Origin of the sequence: Heliorestis acidaminivorans (genome assembly GCF_008933955.1) — a bacterium.
GTDB lineage: Bacteria > Bacillota > Desulfitobacteriia > Heliobacteriales > Heliobacteriaceae > Heliorestis > Heliorestis acidaminivorans.
The window spans coordinates 77,122-98,006 of sequence record NZ_WBXO01000008.1 but is presented as its reverse complement, the minus strand read 5'-3'; the positions used below and the strand labels follow the sequence as shown (position 1 = coordinate 98,006).

General features: G+C 39.2%; 20 protein-coding genes and 1 pseudogene. 18 read left to right on the top strand and 3 right to left on the bottom strand.

What is annotated here, in order from left to right:
* The first annotated feature begins 3 nt into the window (after nucleotides 1-3).
* The 17 genes from F9B85_RS10595 (at nucleotide 4) to F9B85_RS10520 (ending at nucleotide 19,855) form a co-directional block, all read left to right on the top strand.
* Complete coding sequence (locus F9B85_RS10595) at nucleotides 4-1,770, top strand: peptidoglycan DD-metalloendopeptidase family protein (protein ID WP_151620723.1); 1,767 nt, start codon at nucleotides 4-6, stop codon at nucleotides 1,768-1,770.
* Between the two features lie 120 nt (nucleotides 1,771-1,890).
* Nucleotides 1,891-2,214 carry a hypothetical protein gene (locus F9B85_RS10590; protein ID WP_151620721.1) on the top strand — a complete coding sequence of 108 codons (324 nt, stop codon included), beginning with the start codon at nucleotides 1,891-1,893 and terminating at the stop codon, nucleotides 2,212-2,214.
* A gap of 27 nt (nucleotides 2,215-2,241) precedes the next feature.
* Nucleotides 2,242-2,442 (top strand): Sec-independent protein translocase family protein, encoded by a 201-nt coding sequence (locus F9B85_RS10585; protein WP_151620719.1) that lies wholly within the window; start codon nucleotides 2,242-2,244, stop codon nucleotides 2,440-2,442.
* Between the two features lie 123 nt (nucleotides 2,443-2,565).
* Nucleotides 2,566-3,267 (top strand): SAF domain-containing protein, encoded by a 702-nt coding sequence (locus F9B85_RS10580; protein WP_170270430.1) that lies wholly within the window; start codon nucleotides 2,566-2,568, stop codon nucleotides 3,265-3,267.
* A gap of 11 nt (nucleotides 3,268-3,278) precedes the next feature.
* Entirely contained in the window at nucleotides 3,279-4,370 is a 1,092-nt protein-coding gene (locus tag F9B85_RS10575) for a ParA family protein (RefSeq protein WP_151620715.1), read from the top strand.
* Nucleotides 4,306-5,619, top strand: coding sequence for an ATPase, T2SS/T4P/T4SS family (locus tag F9B85_RS10570; RefSeq protein ID WP_151620713.1), 1,314 nt, complete (start codon nucleotides 4,306-4,308; stop codon nucleotides 5,617-5,619). The genes F9B85_RS10575 and F9B85_RS10570 overlap by 65 nt, the downstream gene beginning before the upstream one ends.
* Nucleotides 5,620-5,621: 2 nt before the next feature.
* The gene (locus tag F9B85_RS10565; protein WP_243138160.1) at nucleotides 5,622-6,509 is read left to right on the top strand and encodes a type II secretion system F family protein; all 888 of its coding nucleotides are present in this window, start codon (nucleotides 5,622-5,624) and stop codon (nucleotides 6,507-6,509) included.
* 209 nt (nucleotides 6,510-6,718) lie between these two features.
* Nucleotides 6,719-7,297, top strand: coding sequence for a hypothetical protein (locus F9B85_RS10560; protein WP_151620709.1), 579 nt, complete (start codon nucleotides 6,719-6,721; stop codon nucleotides 7,295-7,297).
* Nucleotides 7,294-7,758 carry a prepilin peptidase gene (locus tag F9B85_RS10555; RefSeq protein ID WP_151620707.1) on the top strand — a complete coding sequence of 155 codons (465 nt, stop codon included), beginning with the start codon at nucleotides 7,294-7,296 and terminating at the stop codon, nucleotides 7,756-7,758. Before F9B85_RS10560 ends, F9B85_RS10555 begins: the two co-directional genes overlap by 4 nt.
* A gap of 14 nt (nucleotides 7,759-7,772) precedes the next feature.
* A complete protein-coding gene (locus tag F9B85_RS10550) occupies nucleotides 7,773-8,672 on the top strand; it encodes a stalk domain-containing protein (protein ID WP_151620705.1) in 900 nt (299 codons plus the stop codon).
* A 145-nt stretch (nucleotides 8,673-8,817) separates the two neighbouring features.
* A complete protein-coding gene (locus F9B85_RS10545) occupies nucleotides 8,818-14,640 on the top strand; it encodes a hypothetical protein (protein WP_151620703.1) in 5,823 nt (1,940 codons plus the stop codon).
* 88 nt (nucleotides 14,641-14,728) lie between these two features.
* Nucleotides 14,729-16,069, top strand: coding sequence for a CpaE/TadZ family protein (locus F9B85_RS10540; protein WP_243138159.1), 1,341 nt, complete (start codon nucleotides 14,729-14,731; stop codon nucleotides 16,067-16,069).
* Between the two features lie 9 nt (nucleotides 16,070-16,078).
* The gene (locus tag F9B85_RS10535) at nucleotides 16,079-16,540 is read left to right on the top strand and encodes a hypothetical protein (protein WP_151620699.1); all 462 of its coding nucleotides are present in this window, start codon (nucleotides 16,079-16,081) and stop codon (nucleotides 16,538-16,540) included.
* Between the two features lie 22 nt (nucleotides 16,541-16,562).
* Nucleotides 16,563-17,108, top strand: coding sequence for a hypothetical protein (locus F9B85_RS10530; RefSeq protein WP_151620697.1), 546 nt, complete (start codon nucleotides 16,563-16,565; stop codon nucleotides 17,106-17,108).
* Between the two features lie 8 nt (nucleotides 17,109-17,116).
* Entirely contained in the window at nucleotides 17,117-17,734 is a 618-nt protein-coding gene (locus F9B85_RS10525; RefSeq protein WP_170270428.1) for an HD-GYP domain-containing protein, read from the top strand.
* A gap of 84 nt (nucleotides 17,735-17,818) precedes the next feature.
* On the top strand, nucleotides 17,819-17,974 hold the full coding sequence (locus F9B85_RS14425; protein ID WP_170270426.1) for a hypothetical protein: 156 nt from the start codon (nucleotides 17,819-17,821) through the stop codon (nucleotides 17,972-17,974).
* A gap of 237 nt (nucleotides 17,975-18,211) precedes the next feature.
* Nucleotides 18,212-19,855, top strand: a complete 1,644-nt coding sequence (locus F9B85_RS10520; RefSeq protein WP_170270424.1) for a recombinase family protein — start codon at nucleotides 18,212-18,214, stop codon at nucleotides 19,853-19,855.
* Between the two features lie 22 nt (nucleotides 19,856-19,877).
* Here the strand turns inward: F9B85_RS10520 and F9B85_RS10515 are convergent.
* The 3 genes and pseudogenes from F9B85_RS10515 to F9B85_RS10505 all read right to left on the bottom strand — a co-directional run.
* Nucleotides 19,878-19,973, bottom strand: a pseudogene (locus tag F9B85_RS10515) (manganese catalase family protein); the annotation flags it as partial.
* 31 nt (nucleotides 19,974-20,004) lie between these two features.
* Nucleotides 20,005-20,265: a spore coat protein CotJB gene (locus tag F9B85_RS10510; protein ID WP_151620691.1), complete on the bottom strand. Its 261-nt coding sequence runs from the start codon at nucleotides 20,263-20,265 to the stop codon at nucleotides 20,005-20,007.
* An 18-nt stretch (nucleotides 20,266-20,283) separates the two neighbouring features.
* Nucleotides 20,284-20,526 carry a spore coat associated protein CotJA gene (locus F9B85_RS10505; protein ID WP_151620689.1) on the bottom strand — a complete coding sequence of 81 codons (243 nt, stop codon included), beginning with the start codon at nucleotides 20,524-20,526 and terminating at the stop codon, nucleotides 20,284-20,286.
* A 116-nt stretch (nucleotides 20,527-20,642) separates the two neighbouring features.
* Here F9B85_RS10505 and F9B85_RS10500 point away from each other — a divergent pair, with 116 nt between their 5' ends.
* A complete protein-coding gene (locus F9B85_RS10500) occupies nucleotides 20,643-20,846 on the top strand; it encodes a hypothetical protein (protein WP_151620687.1) in 204 nt (67 codons plus the stop codon).
* The last annotated feature ends 39 nt before the right edge of the window (nucleotides 20,847-20,885 follow it).

The following is a 20,885-nucleotide window of genomic DNA, read 5'->3' as shown; positions in this document are numbered from 1 at the left end:
ACAGTGAAAGATGAACAACAAGCAGGTCAGGTTGCACAAGAACTAATAAAATCAGGCTTATTAGTAGGAGGCAAAGTTGCGAATAAAGTAAGGATAGTCGCAACAAAAGCCCTATGGTTGGCTATAAAAAAAGCATTATTGTGGCTGGTAGCTCTTCTTGGGTTACCAGCTATTTTAATGATGATGCTAATCTTTTTGCTTCTTGGTGTTTATGCTGTCGTTGCTTCAGGAGATTTAAATTACAGCAAGACTACACTTGGTGAAGATGATAAGGAAATCGCCAAACTTTACTTTGATGTGACAGACGAAATGAATAGGAATGCAGATAGGGATGGTTTCTTGAGAACGAAGCCACCTATCTCACAAGGAAGTTTAGAAGAGTACTACTACCTTGACTGGGAAATCGTCTACTCTGCCGATCTTTACGAGATGCAAATAAGCAATCAGGGATTCAATCAAAAAGCGTTACAAAAAGCAAAGGTGTTACGACCTTACTTTAGTTATGAAAAGTCTACAGTTGTTACTTGTTACCCCTGTGGAGATGACGGAAGTACTTGCTGTGATATCGAAACGGTATATCTCCTAAAACGAGCAGATACCTATAAAGCTACATATACCCACTATTACGAACGAGTGAGCGAGACTGTCGGAGAGTACACGATCACCTATGATAAGCTGAATCGCATTGAAGAACTACCAGAGACGCGCTGGAAACGATTCGATGAAGCCTTGTCTTTATGGTACGGAGAAAGTGAGCAGGAGGCAAAAGAGGTCGCTAGAGAGCTAACTTTACAAGCTGCTGAAGGAGTTCGTATGCAGTCTACTTGGCTAGATTGGCTTGCTACGAAAGATCAATATGTACAAACAATTCGTGATACATGGATGGCAGAAATACCTCCTGTATATCTAGAGTGGTTTAAAGATGCGGCAATAAAGTACGCAAGCCATTTTAATGAACAGGGAGATCCCATAATAGATTGGGCCTTACTTGCTGCGATTGCAAAGATCGAAAGCAGTTTTAATCCTTTAGCCATAGGTTCACCTAATTACACGGGGGAGCTCGCCCAAGGACTAATGCAATTTCTACCTTCGACGTGGAAGAAGTTTGGCGTAGACGCTGATGGTGACAGTGTAGCCAATCCTTTTAGTCCAAAAGATTCAATTTATGCTGCGTCCAATTACTTAAATTACGAGTTAGGGGGTGATGATGAAACTTCTTTGAGAAAAGCTCTTTTTGCCTACAATCGTTCTAATCAATATGTCGATAAAGTTTTACAGATAGCAAATTCACTACGATGGCAAGAGAAGTTTGGCCATGGAAAATACACACATCCCGTAAAGGGATGCTGGGTCGTTAGTAGTGGTTATGGGGAAACCAGATCAACGGGTAGTCATAGTGGTACAGATTTTGCAGGTGAAACAGGTACACCAATTGTGGCTGCAGTAGGTGGTGAAGTCATTCATACAGAAAGCGGCCATAGAAACTACGGAAGTATTAATCAAAATGTCTATGGTAACGTCGTTTGGGTTCGTGGGCATGACGGGAATATCTGGATCTATGCTCATTTAGACAGTCCAGGTCCAGTAGTTTCTGTGGGGATGAACGTAGCCATGGGACAAGTGATTGGTTATCTAGGTAATACAGGCTACTCTACAGGACCTCATTTGCATTTAGAAGTTCGCAATGGCACGGGTGTAGGTTTAAAAGATCCTGAGCAGCTTTTATTTGGTCATAGAGCGTATCGAGGCATGAAGGGATGTAATTCATAACGATGAAAGGGGGTGAACGTTGTTCGGCATATCGGTTTTCTAAGACTCTTTTTATTTTTATTTTTATTTCAGTGCCTGCTTTTGCCAGCAAATGCTGAAACAAATGAAGTACAGACAAAGGTGGTAGATAACTTAACAACAACAGAGCAGATGTTACAAAAGGCTTCAGGCGGTCAATATAGACCTGTTAGCTTAGAAGAAGCTTTTAATGAGTTTTCGGATAAAGGTGGTACTTTAATCACTGGAATTACAGGCGTTACAGGAATCATTGCTGTACTCGGGATACTTGGAGGTACTATATTAGCGGTCGTAGGAATGTTATTCGGTATCGATAAAGTAAAAGGCGCCGGAATCGGTGCTATTTTTATGGGCTTTTTGGCTTTGTTTTTAGCAGGCAGTTTATGGTATTGGGTTGGAGCTACAATGAGCGTTATTCCGAACTAAATTTACATAATGGAGGATTTATTTTTAATGAGTAATTTAAAAGCATGGTTCAAAGATAAAGTTGGAGGACCTTCGATTGAGACAGTGGCTATTATCGTATTTGTTGTTTTAGTGCTATTCGGTGGCTTGCGGTTTTTAGGTTCTACTTTGAGTGATACATTGCAGGGGACAGCAGAAGCGATTCAGGAGCATGCTGAGTCGGGACTTAGCGTAGGTTCAGACCTATAAAATGGATGCAGTTAAAATTAGTTTCAGTGTAGTTTCACAGGGATAAAGAGAAAAGGCCGTTTCGAGGTACCTATAACTCGAAACGGCCTTTTATTTCTAATAAAGAAAGGTAGGGAGCGGTATTTGCAAAAACAAAAGGTCGTAAGGATAGTTCTTGCCACTGTGGTAGCTTTTGTAAGTTGGTATTTTGCTCTGACTGCAGAAGGTTTTAAAGACGTTGAAATTCGGCATTCTGTTGTCGTTGCAGTGAAACCTGTTCAGGCAGGAACGGTGATCAATAATTCAATGGTTACAGTCATAGATATTCCTCAAAGTTTACGGGTAACCGATTCAGTGAAAAGTTTAGATCAGGTTGTTGGAAAGGTTAGTACAATGCCTTTGGCTGCTAATGAAGTCGTAAGAGAATCACGACTAGAATCAGGACCCATCGTTTCACCAGAATACAGGATTATGCGACTTGGTGTTTCCATGATCACTTCAGGTACGACCATTAAGCCGGGAGATGAAGTAGACATCTTAGCCGTTTCTGATAACGAAACAGAAGTTATTCTGCCTGGTGCAAAAATTCGATTCGTTTATGACAAAGATGGCAAGACGCTTTATAACCTTGATGGTACTAAAAGTAAGGAAGCAGCCAATATACCTTCGTTCATCGAAATCTATGTACCTAATGTTTATACTGCCTTGAAAATTCGTCAGGCGATTAAAAATGGTTGGGATTTAAGCGTAGTTGGATATGGCATTTCAGCAATTGTCAATGATGAAAGAGAAGAGAATGAACAAGTCATGGATGCAGAAACAGAAATTGTCGAAGATCTAATTTAGAAGGAGAGGCCATGACCAATAAGATTGGATTAGCCATACCTTGGCTTGAAGAGTTTTCTCTAGTTTTTAAAGAAGCACACTTAGATTGGACAGCAGGAAGTCAGGATTCCTTAAGAAAGATCTTGTCTAGTGAAAAGAAAGATGATTGTGATATTATATTGCTTTCAAGCAAGCTTCCAGGGATTTTGGGTGCTGATGAACTGTTTGAGTGGGCAATGCAAATTAACTGCGTGAAAAGAGTAGCCTTATTGGAGAGCGACGAAGATGAGCTTGCAAGCAAACTACATAAAACCGGGTGGGAAGTGCTACAGAACGGCATCACACCAATAGAGAAAGTAACTTCTTTGCTCGGCTTACATTTCAAAGAATGCATAGGAAACATTGTGAGTGTATTTACTCCTGCTGGTTCTCATACAGCAGTTATTTCGATGGAGCTGGCTTATCAACTGAATCGAAGAGGAAACCGAACGTTATTGGTGGATAGTGGTAGCGGTGCGGAAATATCCAGGCGCTTAAAATGGAGTGAAGGCAAAGGGTTGGCTTATCTTATATCTGCCTATGAGGGGCAAGGAACCATTACGAAACAAGATATTGAGCAATCTTTAATCAATTGGTCTGGGGGCGTACTCATTCCGGGGTACAGTAGCTTGAATGACTTTAATCGACTTACAGAAGATTTTGCTATCAAGTTCTTCAAAAAAGCTCAAGAAATGTTTTCGTCGATTGTAGTGGATACTTCGACAATAGCTCTCTTACCGCTTACTTTTTCAGCACTTTGCTCATCAACTCATATTATTACACCTTATAGAGCGAAGTGGGTTTATGAAATCAACAATGAACAAGTAAAAGAGTTGAATCAGGTGAAGAAAGATATTGAGGAAAAAGTAATTCCTGTAGCTGTAAATATGGAAGCACTTTCGGCAAAGAGCGAAAGAGTTGTATTCGATATGGCCAGGTCAGATGAGCCGATAGAAAAGTGGACAGGATTTGGAGAGCCATTACTTAAAAGAATTACGTTTCAAGAAGGAGGTGCTAGTTTTGGCGCTGGTATCACTGAAGGAAAAAGTAAGCGTGGGTTATTCTCAGTATTTAGATCTTTCTAGCTGGGGTCATCAGAGAGAAGAAATTGTCTCTCAAGTAGTAGCACGAGTTTCATCAGAACATAGTCGTATGTTCAAAGACATTTTTGCCGGAAATATTGAACCCAAAGCTGCTCTTCCCTTTGTTGAAAAAGCAATAAAAGACTTGTCCGTAAAAACCAACTTGCCTTTTTCGTACGAAGTCATTCAGGCAGATGCCTATAAGCGTCTTTTTGGTTATGGTCCTGTCCATGATCTTCTTGAAGAAGTTAATGTTACGGATATTTTTCTGAACAAGCCCAACGAGATAATAAAGCGTGTCCGCGGTCGAGATGATATTAAGACCAACATTACTTTTTCACCGAAAGAATATGAGAACTTCATACGCTCCGTTGTTACCAGACTAGGTGGCAAAATTGATCCAGTAAACAACCTTCAAGACTTAAAAGATGGAGCCAATCGACTACGCATTAGTGTAGGATGGACTCCCTTGGCGGAATATCCTTGGATGAGCATTCGAAAACACCCTGAAGAACACTTTAGTTTAAAACAGCTAGAAGAATCAGCTATGTTTCCTGAAAAACTAGGTGAGATGCTTCGTATGTTTTTTAGAAATCCTTTTAATCTCCTTATTTCAGGGCCAACAGGTTCAGGGAAAACAACGCTTTTTACAGCAGGCGTGAATGAATGCGTTCCCAAAAGTGAGCGTGTTATGATCTGCGAATCAGAACGGGAAGCAGGGATTAACAGAGAAAACTGCTTACAGCTACAAGAAAAACGTATTGTTGATGAAAACGGAAAGGCCTTACAGGGTCATATAGAAATCAGCGACTTAATTCGAACTGGAATGCGTTCTGCCGTAAAGCGTATCTATTTAGGTGAGATGCGAGGAAAAGAAGCTTTAAGTCTTATTCGAGCTTTCGGGAGCGGTCACGATGGTGGAGCTGCTACTTTACATGCTCGGAACATTCAATCAGCGTTACACCAGGCGGCATTTATGTCGTTGTATGCTCAAACGCCACTTACATATGATCAGATTCTATTAATGATTGTAGATACCGTCGATATAGCCATACATCTTGAAAACTTCAGGATTATTGAAGTAGCTGAAATAGCAGGACTGAAAGGTCATGAGGTCTTGATTAACCATCTTTATAAGTTGGATATTGATGAAAAGACAGGTGAACCAACTCATCACTACTTCGAACCTTCTTCGGAATTTGCTAGAAAGCTACGATTAAGGAAGTTTGTACGCAAGGGGGGAGAAGGGTGAGCATGTACATAACCTCTTCCCTTGCTGCGGTTTCTACAGCTTACTTAATTTGGGCACTTTTGGAGAAATCAAGCACTGTATGGATTCCAAAGGTTAAAGAACCTTCTAAGCTAATAAAAAGCTACGAAAATCTAGAGTCATTGTTAAAAAAGTCTCTTATATTGCGGTTCAATGGCCATCCGATTCCCGGATGGGCTTTTTTAGTTTTATGTTTTTTTATAGGTGCCTTGGTAGGATGGCAATTTAAAGTTTGGCTGAATAACCCCATGGCAGGCGTTTTATTGGCAGGGCTTAGTGGATACATGGTTTTTCACGTTCTGAAGATAGAGTTACGATGGAATAAAGAGCGTATTGTGACTAGGCTTCCAAGGCTTTTCTTAACACTTTTAAATCATCATCAAGCATCAGGCAATCCTGTACAATCGATGGCTGAAGTTTCAGATTACATGGATGAGCCATTAAGAAGTCTAACAGCAAACATTGCTGGCATGATTCAGTCTGGCGTAAGTGTAAAAAAAGCAGTTCGACTGACACAGGAAAGAGTTGAAAACAGGCTTTTCGTAGAGTTCCTAAAAGACTATGGGCACATCGTAGAGTTCGGTGGTGATATGGCTTCTTGCATTAAAGCTTATGTAGAAGAAGCAATTGCTCAAAGCAACCGAGCGGAAAGTTATAAAACTGAAATGAGTGCCAACATAATGCTAGGATGGATTTTCCTTGGCATTACGATAGGCATGTTTTTTTACATGACAGCAACAAACCCTGAGATGATGAACCTGCTTAGAACATCTAATCTTGGTAAATGGGCTGTTGTCTCTATCATAATCATTTCGTCTTTCTCCATGTATATGACTTATCGATATGCGCGATGGGAGGGAGTAGGTTATTGAATGAAATGCTATTTCTCTTTTCGAAAATTATGGCATCCCTTTTTACAGGATACATTGTTTATGAACTTTCGGAAAAAAATCCATTAAAACAAAAGCTTTACAAGAAAAAAAGATTTTATTTTAGTCAAATGCTAGAAAGTATTCTCAAGCAAGCGGGGCTTTCATGGACGATAAAAGATTTAATTTCCTATCAACTGGGAGCTATAGGCATGTCGTTTCTAATCTTGATGATTTTTGATGGCTTGTTAGGCATGGTTATTGCGGGTCTTGGAATGATGTTGCCCTTTATCTATATCAGTGGACAAAGAAAAAAACGTATTACAGAAATCAGATTGCAAATACCATCAATGTTAAGAAGGGTGCAACGAGGTGTTGAACAAGGTCTTGGTTGGCGAGAAATATTACTTTCTTTACCAGGAGCTGTTTCAAAAGGGCCTTTACGAGACGAATTGACAAGACTTGCTTCTACTTATATAGCGACACCTGTCTTAAAGGAAAGACTCGAGGAGTTTGCCAAACGAATTAATATGAGTGAAATTGACAGTTTTGCCCTTACACTCGGTCAAAGTGAATCATCGGGTAGGATTGTATTGATGCTTCAAAAACTAGAAGAACTAATCAATCGAGAAATGGAGCACGAAGAATCAAGGAGGATGAAGAAAAAAGCCGAGATAGCCCCCATATTTCCAACGTTGATGGTGTTGAACATTGTTATCCTTGTGGGTATGCCGTTGCTACTAGCTTTTATGGGGATGGGAACTGTTTTTAGCGGAGATTTTACGCCATGATTTTTACAATAAAGTCGGTTCTTTTATTTTTGGGACTTTTTATTGCGGCTCTGATAGATAAAAAGACGTTTACAATTCCTAATTGGCTCACTATAACCATGATTGTAGTGGGTCTTTTCTTTGGCTTTTTACCTGAAGGTTCCTTCTCTGTAGAAGCAGGACTAATTCGTTTCTTTGAAACTATTTTAATCTTCGGCATGGTGCTTTTACCTTTTTTATTCAAGGTACCTTGGTTATTACCTGGTGGCGATGGCAAGCTTTTCATTGCTATCACTGCATTTAATGGAATAACTTTATCTGTCTATGCAGTGCTTGCAGGCTTGATTCTTGCAATTATGGAAGCTTTATTAATTAACTGGAGAAGAAACCTATCTTTTAAGGAGTTTAGGCAATTACAAATACCACTGGCTCCCTCGATTTTACTCGGTACAATTGTAATCTTTATTTACACGGTTTATTGAAAGGGGTAGCTGCCATGAGAATAATTAGCAGATCTTTAATTATAGGATACCTAGCTTTTGTCTTACTCGCCTCAATGTTGACGACTACTGAAGCAAGTTGGACAAGTAAGGCCGTTGATCAAAAATTTGAACAAGCAGCAAGAGAACTACATCTAAAAGATATAAACAAATGGACACCCGATTACGAGCCACCGAATGATGGGACAGAGTGGATGATTTATCGTATGGGTAATACATTAATGGTAGAGGACTCAAGGGCATGGAGACACTATGAGGATCATGCAGTGATATCCGGAATTACAAGTTCGCAAATTACTGGTTATAGAGCAGAAGTAGGTCTGATGTATCCTTCATACGATATTATCTCTATCAATGGTAAGCCTTGGAGGCTAGATGAAGAAAGAGCAAGATTAATTAAAGAAGCCGTTGCAAGCTCTAGTACAGGTAAAAACCCTGAAACGTACATGAATAAGGTATATCCTAAATTACCACCTGATGGAAAAACGACAATCAACATGCACCTTGGTTTAACGGCTACAAGTATTTGGACAGCCAACTCTGCCGATGCAACCTATCTTGAAACATCACCACAGAGAATTGGTCATGTTCTTTACTTCCCTGCAAATGCTTTACTCTTACTAGGTGCAAAAGTATGTTGGAATGATGAAGTACAGGCTATTCAAATATTCATTAATGGTCATGACGTGCAGTTAAAAATAGAGGATGATATAGCAACTGTTAATGGCATAAAAACGAGGATTCCTAAAGTTCTTACAAACAACGGAAGAGCTTTAATACCTTTAGATTTACTAAAACATATGGACTGCTCCTATGAGTGGACAGAACATGATTTTAGTTATAGCTCTCAATATGGTTACTGGCATACGGTTGAACGTTTATCAATTACAAACTAAGAAAAAACCTTCCTTTCGCTTTCGAGAGGAAGGTTTTTTCTTATAAGAGAAAGCATTATGGCACCGAAAGGGGAGAAAGCCCTTGTTTGTGTGTTAGTTAAAACTTTAGGAGAGGTGATGTATAACTTAAAGGGGAGATTCTTTGATGAGTCCATCAAAAAAGAGTATTATAACTTTTATTTCTCGACTACTAATTCTTTTTCTGTTGATAGGTATGTTACCGCTGCAAATTGTTGAGGCAGCAGGAGGTTACGATCCTCAGTTGCAGGGTTTTCCAGAAAGTTGGACTTTTTCCTGGCCCGAAAAACAAAACGGTGGATTTTATCTTTCTAATAAGAAAGGAAAAATTATTACTGTTCCACCTAACAGATTTCCTCATGATTTTGAAGTCCATCATACTTTAATCGAAATTCCAGCAAACAGACAATATGAGTCGGGGGGAGTAAGACGTGTTGATATTAATGGGCTCCAATACCCTGGTTACAACAACGATAAAGCATATGTTTTAAACCTGAACGAAGTAGGAAAAATTGCTGATGCAGGATACGCTATCATTCCACTCGTTGATGTAAAAGTTTGGTCAAAAAGATTGGGGGGGAATCCTGAATATGTTTATAGCCGAATTACTTCTAACGAAGCATACGTAATGAGTATCAATGGGGTAAAATGTGTCAACTTTAGTCTTGTTTATGCTCTAAGTGGAGCAAAAGCGGGCAAGCCATGGGACTGGGTACAATTTAGAGTACTCGATCACCTAACTACCCCGTTACCTACAGGTAACCTTACATTTGTTCAAGGTGGACCACAGGTTAAAGTTGGAGAAGCGGTACAGCTTCGCTTTGACGTAAATGCAACCAATGGTGGTGTCAACGTTGGGTATCTCGAGGTAAAGGCAAGTAGTAGTCCAAACACGAAAGCTATGGTAACAGATAAAAAAGATGGACCTTTTACTACAAGCAAAAGTGGTTTGACTAGTGTATTCAAATGGAATCAGCCCGGTCATTATGAAGTACGATTACATGTAACAGATGGAGTTCGAAGAAATAACAAAGGGATAGATTCAACTGAATGGTGGCATGGTGATCAGGGTTGGAAAGACAGTTTTGATTATATCGTTAAAGTAGCTCAAATTGTTGTTGTCGATCCATCGCAACCACCGACAACAGACGATATTAAAAAACCGACCATAACTCCCGATCCACCAAAACTAGTTTGTAATCCTATTGCAACATTTCTTCCTACGCAGAGTCAAGTGGATCTTGGTGGCTTTGAAAACTTTACCAATACCACACAAGAAGACAATATTATGATTGTAAAGTCAAAATGGCGTGTTTTAGATCCCACGGGAAAAGAAGTATACAACTCAGACCATACAGGTAAGGCGGATTTCTATTTCGATGGCTTTAAGATTTCTGGTATATATCAAGTTAACCTTAGTGTTATGGCAGATTGTGGTGCTTGGTCTACAGAACGAAAGGGAACTGTTACTGTAAGGCCACCACCAAATTATCCCCCTACAGCATTATTAGAGTATAAGACTGGAAATGGAGATCTTCCTAAAGAAGGTCAATGGTTAGCAATCGTGGACAAAAGCTTTCACCAGGGAGAAGATTTTGGGGAAAAGATTACAAGGTGGAAATGGAATATTGAATCTGGGGAACCAGGTAATTTTGAAAGTGAAAACGACTTTAAAAGTGGTGGGGATAAAGTAGTTCGATGGATGACACCAGGTACATACAACGTGATGCTCACAGTAGAGGATCAGGACGGTGAAACATCAACTACAACTTTACAAGTTCCAGTAGCCACTGCAGAACCAATTGCTAATATAAAAACAAGTAGAGACTTTCTTATCGTCAACCGGCCAATAGATATTACCGATGAAGGCTCTCGTGCTTTCGGAAACCGCTACATCAATGACTCGCTCAACAAATGGGAATTAATCAGACCAAACGGTACAGTAGCTTGGACTGGTATTCAAAAAGAACCGCCTACAAATGGAGAGCCTATCAATCCATATTTTTATGAGGAAGGGATATGGAAGATTCGTTTGCAAGTTACAGACAATGAAGGGTTAGTAAGTCGATGGGCTGAAAAGAATATACAAGTAAAATCTGAGGCTATGCCCGTAGCAGATTTTTTTGTTGATAACCATGCTTTGCGAGCCTCTGTGGAAGACTATACCGTAAAGGTAATAGATGGGAGTTATGTTAAAGGGACGGATTTAGCAAGTGGAGATGATATTGTTAAGCGAGTTTGGACATTGTTTTATGATAGCAATGGTGACGGTATGTATGATCAAACTATACTTGCTAACGAAAAGACTGACTATGCTCAATTAATTACAAAAAACGATAACGACACTGCACCTTCTATCCGCTTCAAGCATGTAGGCAAATACAAATTACACTTAAAAGTATACAAAGGATATGAGTATAATGGAGTTCTTTACTCAGAAACCTTTACACACATCGGAAGAGACGGTGTAAAGCGTACTGTTACAGTACCTGTGGCCAATACGGATGAAAAGAACATTGATAAGTCTGTCATTGACGTAGATAATTTGCCACCCTATGTAAGTTTTGAGTTAGAGAAAAAACCTGAAAAAATTGAGATGGTTTTCCTTCAAGCAGGCCTTAATCAAAATCAAAAAGAAACACTAGCTCAGGCAAATACAGATCTTAGGCTAGCATTGTCTAAGTTAGGTATGAACAAATACTCATCAGAAAGCAAAGAAATGGGTATTTCTGGTGAATTTTATGGTCAATGGCCCTGGGGCAACATTTCTATCGAGTACATTGCATTTAATGATAAGGTAGATGGACTTGTTCTTTTAGTAGGAAGAGACGCTGTAGCTTCCGCTGCTAGGATTGCCATACTATTGCCAAATGGAACGTGGAAGACATCATCAATTCCATTGGAAAATGGTGAGGAATATGAACGATTAAATTTTGCCGGAATGTTCTCTAATGGAAACATGGTCATAGGGATTGCAAGGTATGCTCATGACCATTATTGGGGGAACCATCGACATGGATACCAGAGGTTAATATTCCTTAACTCTAATGGTACGGTTTTAAAAAACTTGTCTCATGCAGGTTCTTGGGCTAGTTTTTTAGGCAGGTCCAATAAATTTCACCAACTGGTATCTATTGATCAAGAAATAACTCTTTTAGAGATACGAAGTGATAGTGTTTACAGAAAAAGTTTTGATTCAGCAGGAAATATTATTGTTAATACAACATTATACAATACTTGGCATGGCGTAGGTCTTTATCCGATAGAAGAAAAGTATGGAAGTCACTACGTCTATAACACTTATTCTTATCAAATGGATAAAGCAGCTTTTCACGAAAATGCAAGACTAACACATTACGCAGAATTTTCAGATGGTTCTTTTTTGGGAATAGATACTTATCTTTTTTATACCAACAGTGTGAAATTAAAATACTTTAAGAGCACTTCTACCTCCCCATGGGCAAATAAAGAATGGTATCACAATGAAAGAATAATTGAATATCATAGTAGTGATGCTGACACAGCTCTCCCACCGAATTTCTTTAATTGGCGGACTTTGACTATTCGAAATGACAGTAATATACTCTATACTCCTTACAATTGGCCTACTGGAACCTATTACAAAGTAGCCGCTGATTTAAAAACTAGAAAGGTAGAAAAAACTATTGAGTCTTGGCCTTTTGAAGGAAAGACTATTAAAAATGTTACACAGGGTAGAAAACGTGTGGCAATGAATGGAGAGCAGGGAGAATATTGGACTTTTGTAGAAGATCTAAATACACGCAGTTTATTAGATGAACTTCAAAAACTCTCTTTTTCACAGGAAGCCAATAAGTATGTCGTTTTATCAACAGATAAACAAATTCGAGAGGAAGATAATGTTACTTTTCAAAACATTCGTCTTTTTTTAGAAACGAATAAAATTCAGCTATTTTTAATCGGTTCACCTGAAGTTGTACCTAAATGGTTATATTTACCTTCAGGTGGTTTTCAGGTAAATAGCAACAATGACATGCGCATTCCAATGGGAGAAATTTCTGAACATATTCTATCGTTCTTTGAGCAGAAAAACACTCGTTTTGATACTGTATTGGTATATCAACCATTACACTTTAAGGTTAACGAAAATGACCCTGAACATGATCCTTTAGATCCTTCTAGCGGTCGTGAATGGTTATTTGAGCATCTTCCCAATAAAATAGACTTAGAGCTTTATCCTAGTTACAGCAAAGGTATTGTTGAAAACCACCTTGGCATAGACAGTTCTTTACATAACAAAACACTTGTTATGCCGCCAAGATGGTTTACCAAGCCAGGCTGGTATAATATCAAGTATCGAGTTAAAGATTTGCCTGGACTTCAAAATACGCCACCTACTCAATCTAATTTAATTGATCACTATTCTAAGTGGTCTAATGAAACAGGAGGAACAGTTCTAGTTCTAAGACCACCTGTAGCTGATTTTGAAGTTCGCTCAATTGATGGTACTGCAATAAGTCATGGAAAGCCTATTACAATCATAGACAAATCTGAATCTATAGATATCCGAAGCAGGCCCAACAAAGGCATTGTACAGTACGAATGGCGTATTCAGTTTAATAAGTTACCGAATGGAAACAAAATATCTAACTGGCATACCCACCCTTCTTTACAACAGGTATTACAAGAAAGCGAGGAAGGAGCGCTTTGGCTCACAAGTATTCCACCGTCTTTACCTTATCCGGGTGAATGGACATTTAGGCTCAGGGTAATGAATGAGTTTGGCTACTGGTCTACATGGACGATGAACAAAGTGATCGTAAAAAATGATCCGCCTGTGGCTAGATTTACAACAAGTCATTATCCAGCTATTGTTGGACAAGCAGTACAATTTATAGACCAGAGTATAGACCCCAATGGCGATAAAGTTACTAGGTGGCATTGGGAGATTCCTAGCAATGGTTCAGGAAACATAACTCACACCACACAAAATCCTATATTTTCTTTTACCACTGCTGGTGTATATGAGATAAAACTATGTGTTATCGACGTGTATGGCGATCCGAATATAGTTGACCACTGGGGTTGTACAACTATGACGCTACCAGTGACCCCACCTATAGAAAAGCCAAAAGCTCGATTTAATGTACAATCAATAATAGGTTCTAATGTAGTAATGGTTACACAACCCTACTGGACAGTAGATCAGTCTGAAGCCTTTCAGCCATTAGGTAGTCCCATTAGCAATAAGGTTGAGCGTTGGTATTGGGAGCTTTTATCGCCATCTGGTCAATTAATAGATAATTGGCTGATAATTCGAAGTGATTTATCTAGTCCAGCAGCTTCTTCTGGTCAATTTCCTATTGGTCCTAATCCGATTTGGCCCAAAATTAATATGCCATCTGAAAAACCATATAAATTAAGACTCAGGGTAGAAGATTCATGGGATCTTTCATCTGAATGGTTTGAACAATCACTTATGGTGATTGCACCATTAGACTTTGCCAAAGAACCAGTGGTAAGTCCTCAACCTGCATTGGCAGGAGAACGAATCAAAGTTTCGTTACAAAGCGAGGGGTATGCCACCCATGCATGGGTTTTAGTTCCTTATAATATGGTCGTTGAAGAAGGCAAAATGCTACCGCCTAGTAAAGGAAAAGAACAAACTCCTGCACCAACAGAAACAATTAACAGTATTGGGTATGTGCCCATTCCCCTAACGAAAGCGACGACGTTACCCCACGAATATCCTAGTGTAAACAATATTCCTTTTATGCGGAAGTGGGATGGTGAGTTTATCGTCAATGTATGGACAAAAGATGGCAAGTATCCGATCTACTATCGCATAGCAAGGCAAGAGCCACCAGGATTCGCGCCTGAAACAAAAATGACTCCAGCAAGAGATTTTGAAATTAAGTACAGTGTCTATGACTTAGTGAAGCCAAGAAGAGTGGTCAATCCAAAAGAATAGCTTACGTCGAAGCCCGAAGTCATTCAATGCCTTCGGGCTTCTTTTATGTGAAGCAAATTTTCTCAAAAGGTAGGTGAGCAAGTTGAAAGTGCTTCTGGCAACAGGAGTCAAGCAAATAGATAATGTCGTTTCCCTTTTCACTGGCTTAGAAACGGTTTGGGTTGGCTATAGGGAGAGCGTAGTATTAATGGCTAAGAAAGAAAGCGTTAATGTCGTAATACTATCAGCGTTTTTGCCAGGTAGCGAAGAGATTGAGTGTATCATTACATCCCTTAGACTTGAAGAAATTCGAGTTATTTTACTGGCAGGATCGATTGCTTATGATGCTCCTTTAGTCACAGAGGCCATTCGGTGCGGTGTTTATGATGTCCTTTATAACCCAATAACACCAAGTAAACTTAAACAAGCAATGGAGTCTCCAGCTACCTATCGAGATGCTATGTTGCGGCTAGAGAAAGAAACAGACAATACCGTGAAAGATGGTGGTGATAGAGACAGAAATGACAATAGACAAAAAGAAATATGCTTAAGCGATTTCCAAGAGCAGAGTAAAGCTTCTAGTAAGAAAAAAGACACGAGTGAATCGCCCAGTGAAAAAGAAGAGGTCGATTCAGAAAATTATGCTCTAAGAACATTAAACGGTACTACTCTAGCAAAAGAAGTCATTGTAATTGCCAGCCCAAAAGGAGGTACAGGTAAAACGGTAATGGCTGTCAATCTAGCTGCTGTAATCTATAAGATTACAAAACAACGTGTAGCACTTATTGACTTAGATCTACCCTGGGGCAATGTAGCGGCTCAACTACAGCTTTCTTTTGATGAGGACTTTTTTCTTTTGGAGTCATTGCCAGAAGTAATCCGAGAAAATGTTCTTTTGGAATTAATGCAAAAACACTCAAGTGGAATATACGTTCTTGCTAATCTTACAGGATTATCAGATGAGAAGTTCATAGATTCTAACGGGATAAAGAAGATTCTTTTCAACCTACCAAGGTTTTTTGACTATGTAGTCGTTGATACCGGATCAAATTTACAGATACATACAACGGAGGCTATTCGTTATGCTACGAAGCTTATTTGTATGAATGGCTTCGATACGGCCACTTTACACAATACTAGGAAATGGTTAACTCAATTAAAAGTAAGAGAGTTAATCGGTGATTTTAATGATGTTGGGCAAGTCTTTAATCGAATTACAGGTAAGGAAGGGATTGATATTTCCGATGCCGAGGATTTCCTTCAGTCAAAAGCATATGGAGCGGTTCATTGGAAACCTGATATACAGAGGATAATCAACCAGGGCAAGATACCAGCTCTGGTTGATTCTTCTTTTGGCGATGAAATAGAAAGAATTGCTAGGAGGCTTTTCACGCAAGTTGAGATGTCAAATGGTATCTTAGACAGACTGAAAAAGTTAGTGTCACGGTAGGGGGAAAACATGTTAAAAACCTTCTGGCGTAATGAACGTGGCGGTGGAGAAGCTCTATCTTTTGTAGCGATAGCTATCATTCTTGCTTTTTTCGTTTTGGCCATGGTAGAGCCTATTCATCTCAGCAGAACGAGCGACAAAATAAACGGCCTTGCTCGTTACGCTCTAGTTCTTGCTGAATCACAGGGAGAATTAAGCAGCCAAGCTTTACAGGACGTACGCTCTAGAGCAGTTCATCTAGGTCTTGAAGTAAGCGAATTAGAAATAGACTTTAGAGCTTTTCACGATGATGGAACGGAAAAACTTAAGGGCGAAAGAGCTGAATACGGGGAAAGGATCGGAGTGCAACTAAGTTACACAAAAAAGTATGACAGAGTAACACTAACAAATTTTGTTTTAGCTTCAGAGAGTAAGACTGTGAAAATTTCATCTCCAGCCATGTACAGCGTGTCAACAAGTCATAAAAGATAGTAAGAAAGGGGTGATGTTTTATTTGTTTTTTAGAAAGTTTATCTATGATAACCGTGGAACAGGCACAGCGTTGACAGGTTTGATCATTGTAGTGCTTTTGCTGATTGCATTCGTATCCATGGTAACGATGGCAGAGTATGTAACCAAGAGTAGAGTCATTTACAATGCCATTGATCATGCTTTGATGGCAAGCTACGGCAGTGTAAATAGAATTGATTTAGCAGACAGAAATATTTTCATAGAAGAGGATATGAGAAATAGCTTGAAGGCAGATGCTAGAGAGCAATTTGAAGAGATATGGAAAAAAGAATCTAAAGCGATAAGATATCTAACACTTGACGAAGAGCTAGGCGTTTCTAGTTTTGCTGTTTTTAACTATGATGAGGATGGGAGGCTTGATGAAACGGCTCCGGCTCCACATCTTCACCGAATCACGTCCCCTGCTGTCTACGTTCATGTTGAAGGCATGATAAAAATGACTTTCTTGCCCAGTATTCCATTAAGCCTACATGTCTTAATAGATGTTCCTGATATTCCTGAGAGTGAACTGTACAGGTTTGTACGATAGCAAAGGATGTGTTAGAGCTGCAAGTCAACCTACTAAGAAACCATGACAATCTTGTTGAATGTACATTAAATAATATCTACTGTCCAAATCGTTGGTTATTGTTTCGTAAGATACGAGATTGGGATACAGAGCTATTTTCTCATTCTCTTCGAGTTGCGGCATACTCAAGATTTTTAGTCCAAGAACTTTTTAATGAGGATGAAGAAACCGAATCGATCGTGACAGCAGGAGCTTTTTTTCATGATATTGGCAAAACAACTTGGCCCAATAAATTTTCTCACAAAGAACTAACAGAGAGAGATCGTGAAATAGTGAGGTGTCATCCGACTACTGGAACTTATATAGTAGAAGAACTTTGGCCAAATGTCCCAATAGAGATTCTGACAATCATTCAAGAGCATCATGAACGACCCAATGGACAAGGCTATCCTACGGGTAAAAAGTTGACAAACCCACTATCTCTCATTGTTAGCGCATCTGACATATTCGCTGCTTTGACAGAGCCAAGGCGGTATCGCAAAGTTGTTTATAATGCCGAGGCAGCGGCTCAAGAGCTAGTTCGGCAAGGTTACTCAACGAAAGTAGCAGAAGTTTTAGAAAAAGAATATGAGAGTATAATCGTTTAGAAGAAACACGCAAAAAAGACAGTTCTCCATGGTAGGAGTACCGTCTTTTTGCTTAGAAGAGCTAAATCAGAGGAGGAAAGATTTATGAAGCCTAGTATTGTAGTTGCGCCTCCTGAAGAAACCCAAGCAAACAAGATTTTCATGGAAAAAACATATGAGTTGTTGGCTCGTTGGGCTATGGAAGATTTAAAACAACAAGCAGAAAATCATGCGAAAGTGCTTGAGAAAAAAGCAGGATAAGAGAAATAGGACAAAGCTCTCTCTGCATAACAATAAACCACAACCCTTTATAATGGCGGTGGTTTATTGTGAAAAGGAAAAAAGAATGGATAAAATACCACTTATATCAATTGTTTCTAAAATGGGCTATTGAAGATAAAAATGATAAGCGGCGGTCAGGGTGAAGAACCCCGACTGCCTTTTTTTTTGAAGGACATATTTAATATTGCCGTTATGGAAATGAAGGGGATGTGTCAATTGGATAAACAAAAGTTTGAATTAGTTGATCCAAAACGTAATTACAAAAACATAGAGGAAATGCCACATTCCAAAGACACCTTAAATCAAAAAGGTATCGCTATTGGAGGTTATGTTCGTGTTTCTACGCAAAAAGAAGGTCAAAAGTCTAGTGTAGAAAATCAACAGAAGTACTTAACAGAATGGGCAGATGTTAATGGTTATAGACTGTTCAAAATGTATATAGATGTAAAAAGTGGTGAATACGCAAGTTATCGAAACGAACTACAAGAAATGATTCAAGATATTCGAGCAGGAAAAATCAGAGGTATTGTCACTAAAGAAATAGCTCGCTCTTCTCGGGATGTAATGGACATTTTAGAGCTTAAGCGAACTTTAGCCGATTATGGTGGCTTTATGATTAGTATACGTGAAAACTACGATAGCCGAACCGATGACGATGAATTTTTGTTGGTGATTCATGCGGCTATGGCACAAAAAGAACGAAAAACTACAAGTTCCCGAATTAAAGTAACACAAATTCTAAAGGCTAAGGAAGGTAAAGGAAATGTTAAGCCACCTTTTGGCTATCGATACAGTGAAACAGATAAAGGAAAATATGAACCAGATCCAGTTACAGGACCAATTTATAAAGAAATAATATCTCGTTTTCTTTCTGGACAAGGAAGAGACAGTATAGCTCGTTGGTTAAACAGTAAAGGCATAAAAACTTCAAGGGGTGGTATTTGGAGAGAGAGTGCTATAAAAGTCTTATTAGAAAATCCTGCATACCTAGGGTTTATGGTTTATAATACAACAACTCTGCTTCGAACTGCTACGGGTCAAAGAAAACGTGTTCGTCGCCCTATGGAAGAGTGGGTAATAGTAGAAGATGCTCACCCTGCTTTAATCACTCAAGAGGAATGGGATAAAGTACACGAGATTATGCTTTCGAGACGAAAAATAGATAATCGACGTCGAATCAGTTTTGAGCGAAAATACCTTCTAAGTACTCTGTTGCGGTGTGGAATTTGCAAAGGACATATGTATGGCTCAGAATTCAGATCAAAACACAAGAAAAAATCTGAAAACGGGCAAGAAGTCACTTATTATTACTATCGATACGTCTGTCAAGGACGTAATGGTCGGTGTGATTCGAAAACAAAGATTTATGAAATGGCACGAGTAGATATGGAAGTCTTTAAACTAATTCAAGATAAAGTTATTATGTTAACAAACCCTGATGAAATGGTCCAATACGTTCAGTCTAGAAAAGATATCTTCACCGATGGATTAGAGAGGGAACGACATAAAAGAGAAGAACTACAAAGTCAAATTAAAAGAAATGAAAAGGCTATAAAGCGTCAGCAAGAAGCTTATGAAGCCGAGGTAATTGAATTAGATGAATATCGAACTCGAGTGACCGAGTTGCGTACGGAAAAAGAAGAGTTATTGTTGACTCTTGATACACTAAACAGAAGACTAGCTGAAGTAGACTCAGCACACGAAACAATACTTAAGCTGGCAGAACTTATGACTATTTATGTATCTACATTGGACAATTTAAGTCAAGAGAGAAAGCAGGAACTTCTTCATCTCCTTGTGCAGGAAGTCTATCTTTACCCTGATTATGAGGTAGAAGTTAAATGGTCTTTCGAACCATAATTTTTTTAGGTACACCCCAGTAAGGACCGCCATATTGCGCGTAAAGATACTTTGCCATACCTAGGTCGCACTTTTCCACCCGTACAGGGTATTGTAGTTTTTTCTCATAAATCCACATGGGTCACAACTTACCTCCCCCGTTAATAATTCTAGTACTTAATCTCCCATGGCCATGGAGTTTCGATCCAGTTCCAGGGATAGCGCTCGGGGCAGTAGCCATAAATCGTTAAAAGGCCATACTTTTGCTCATAGGCCAACTTCAAACGCTTAACTTCTTCTTGAACTTTAGCAAAATCGCGTAAAGCGGCTTGATCATCGGGGTGAGTATCTAAGAAAAGATTTAACTCTAAAAGTACAAAGTCAAGCTCCATAATCCGCTTCAAAAGATCTCTATGATGATGTTGAGACATTCTAACAGTGCCTCCTTTCTAACACTTACGTCGATGCTTCTCCTTAACATAAGGACGATACAGTTCAGGGAACAAAGTACCTTTCTTTAGTGCTTCTGTAGGGGAGTAGAAGGGAGGACAATATTTCTGCCATAACACATAAGCCTCAGCTAGCTTGGGGGAATAAACATTAGGATCGTAGATAGGTTTTGTCACCTCGGGCAATAGATCAGGTCTATGCTTGCGTGGTGGCTTACAGACCGGTGGTTTGCAGTGATCCATAAAAAGTAGCACCTCCTTGTTTTCGCTCCATCATATGCCGATCATGTCAATTTGGTCCCGAAGAAAAAAGCATATTTTGGAGTAAGAACAGAAAAGCTAGCCCTGAGGTGAGAAAAATGAGCCACCAAAAAAATAATAACAACAAAATAGACACACGTAGTCAGCTAGACAAGTTGAACTGGGAAGAAGCCAAGAAAACAGGTTATACTGAACGTGGCGTTGATAATGACGCTTCTTTTACAGCTCGACAAAACTGTGAAACAGACCTTCGCCAAGCTATGGTCGAAGTAGCAGAAGAAGCAGAAGATAACAAAAAATAAAAGTATGTAGCCATAAAAAAAGAACCTTCAAGAAACTCA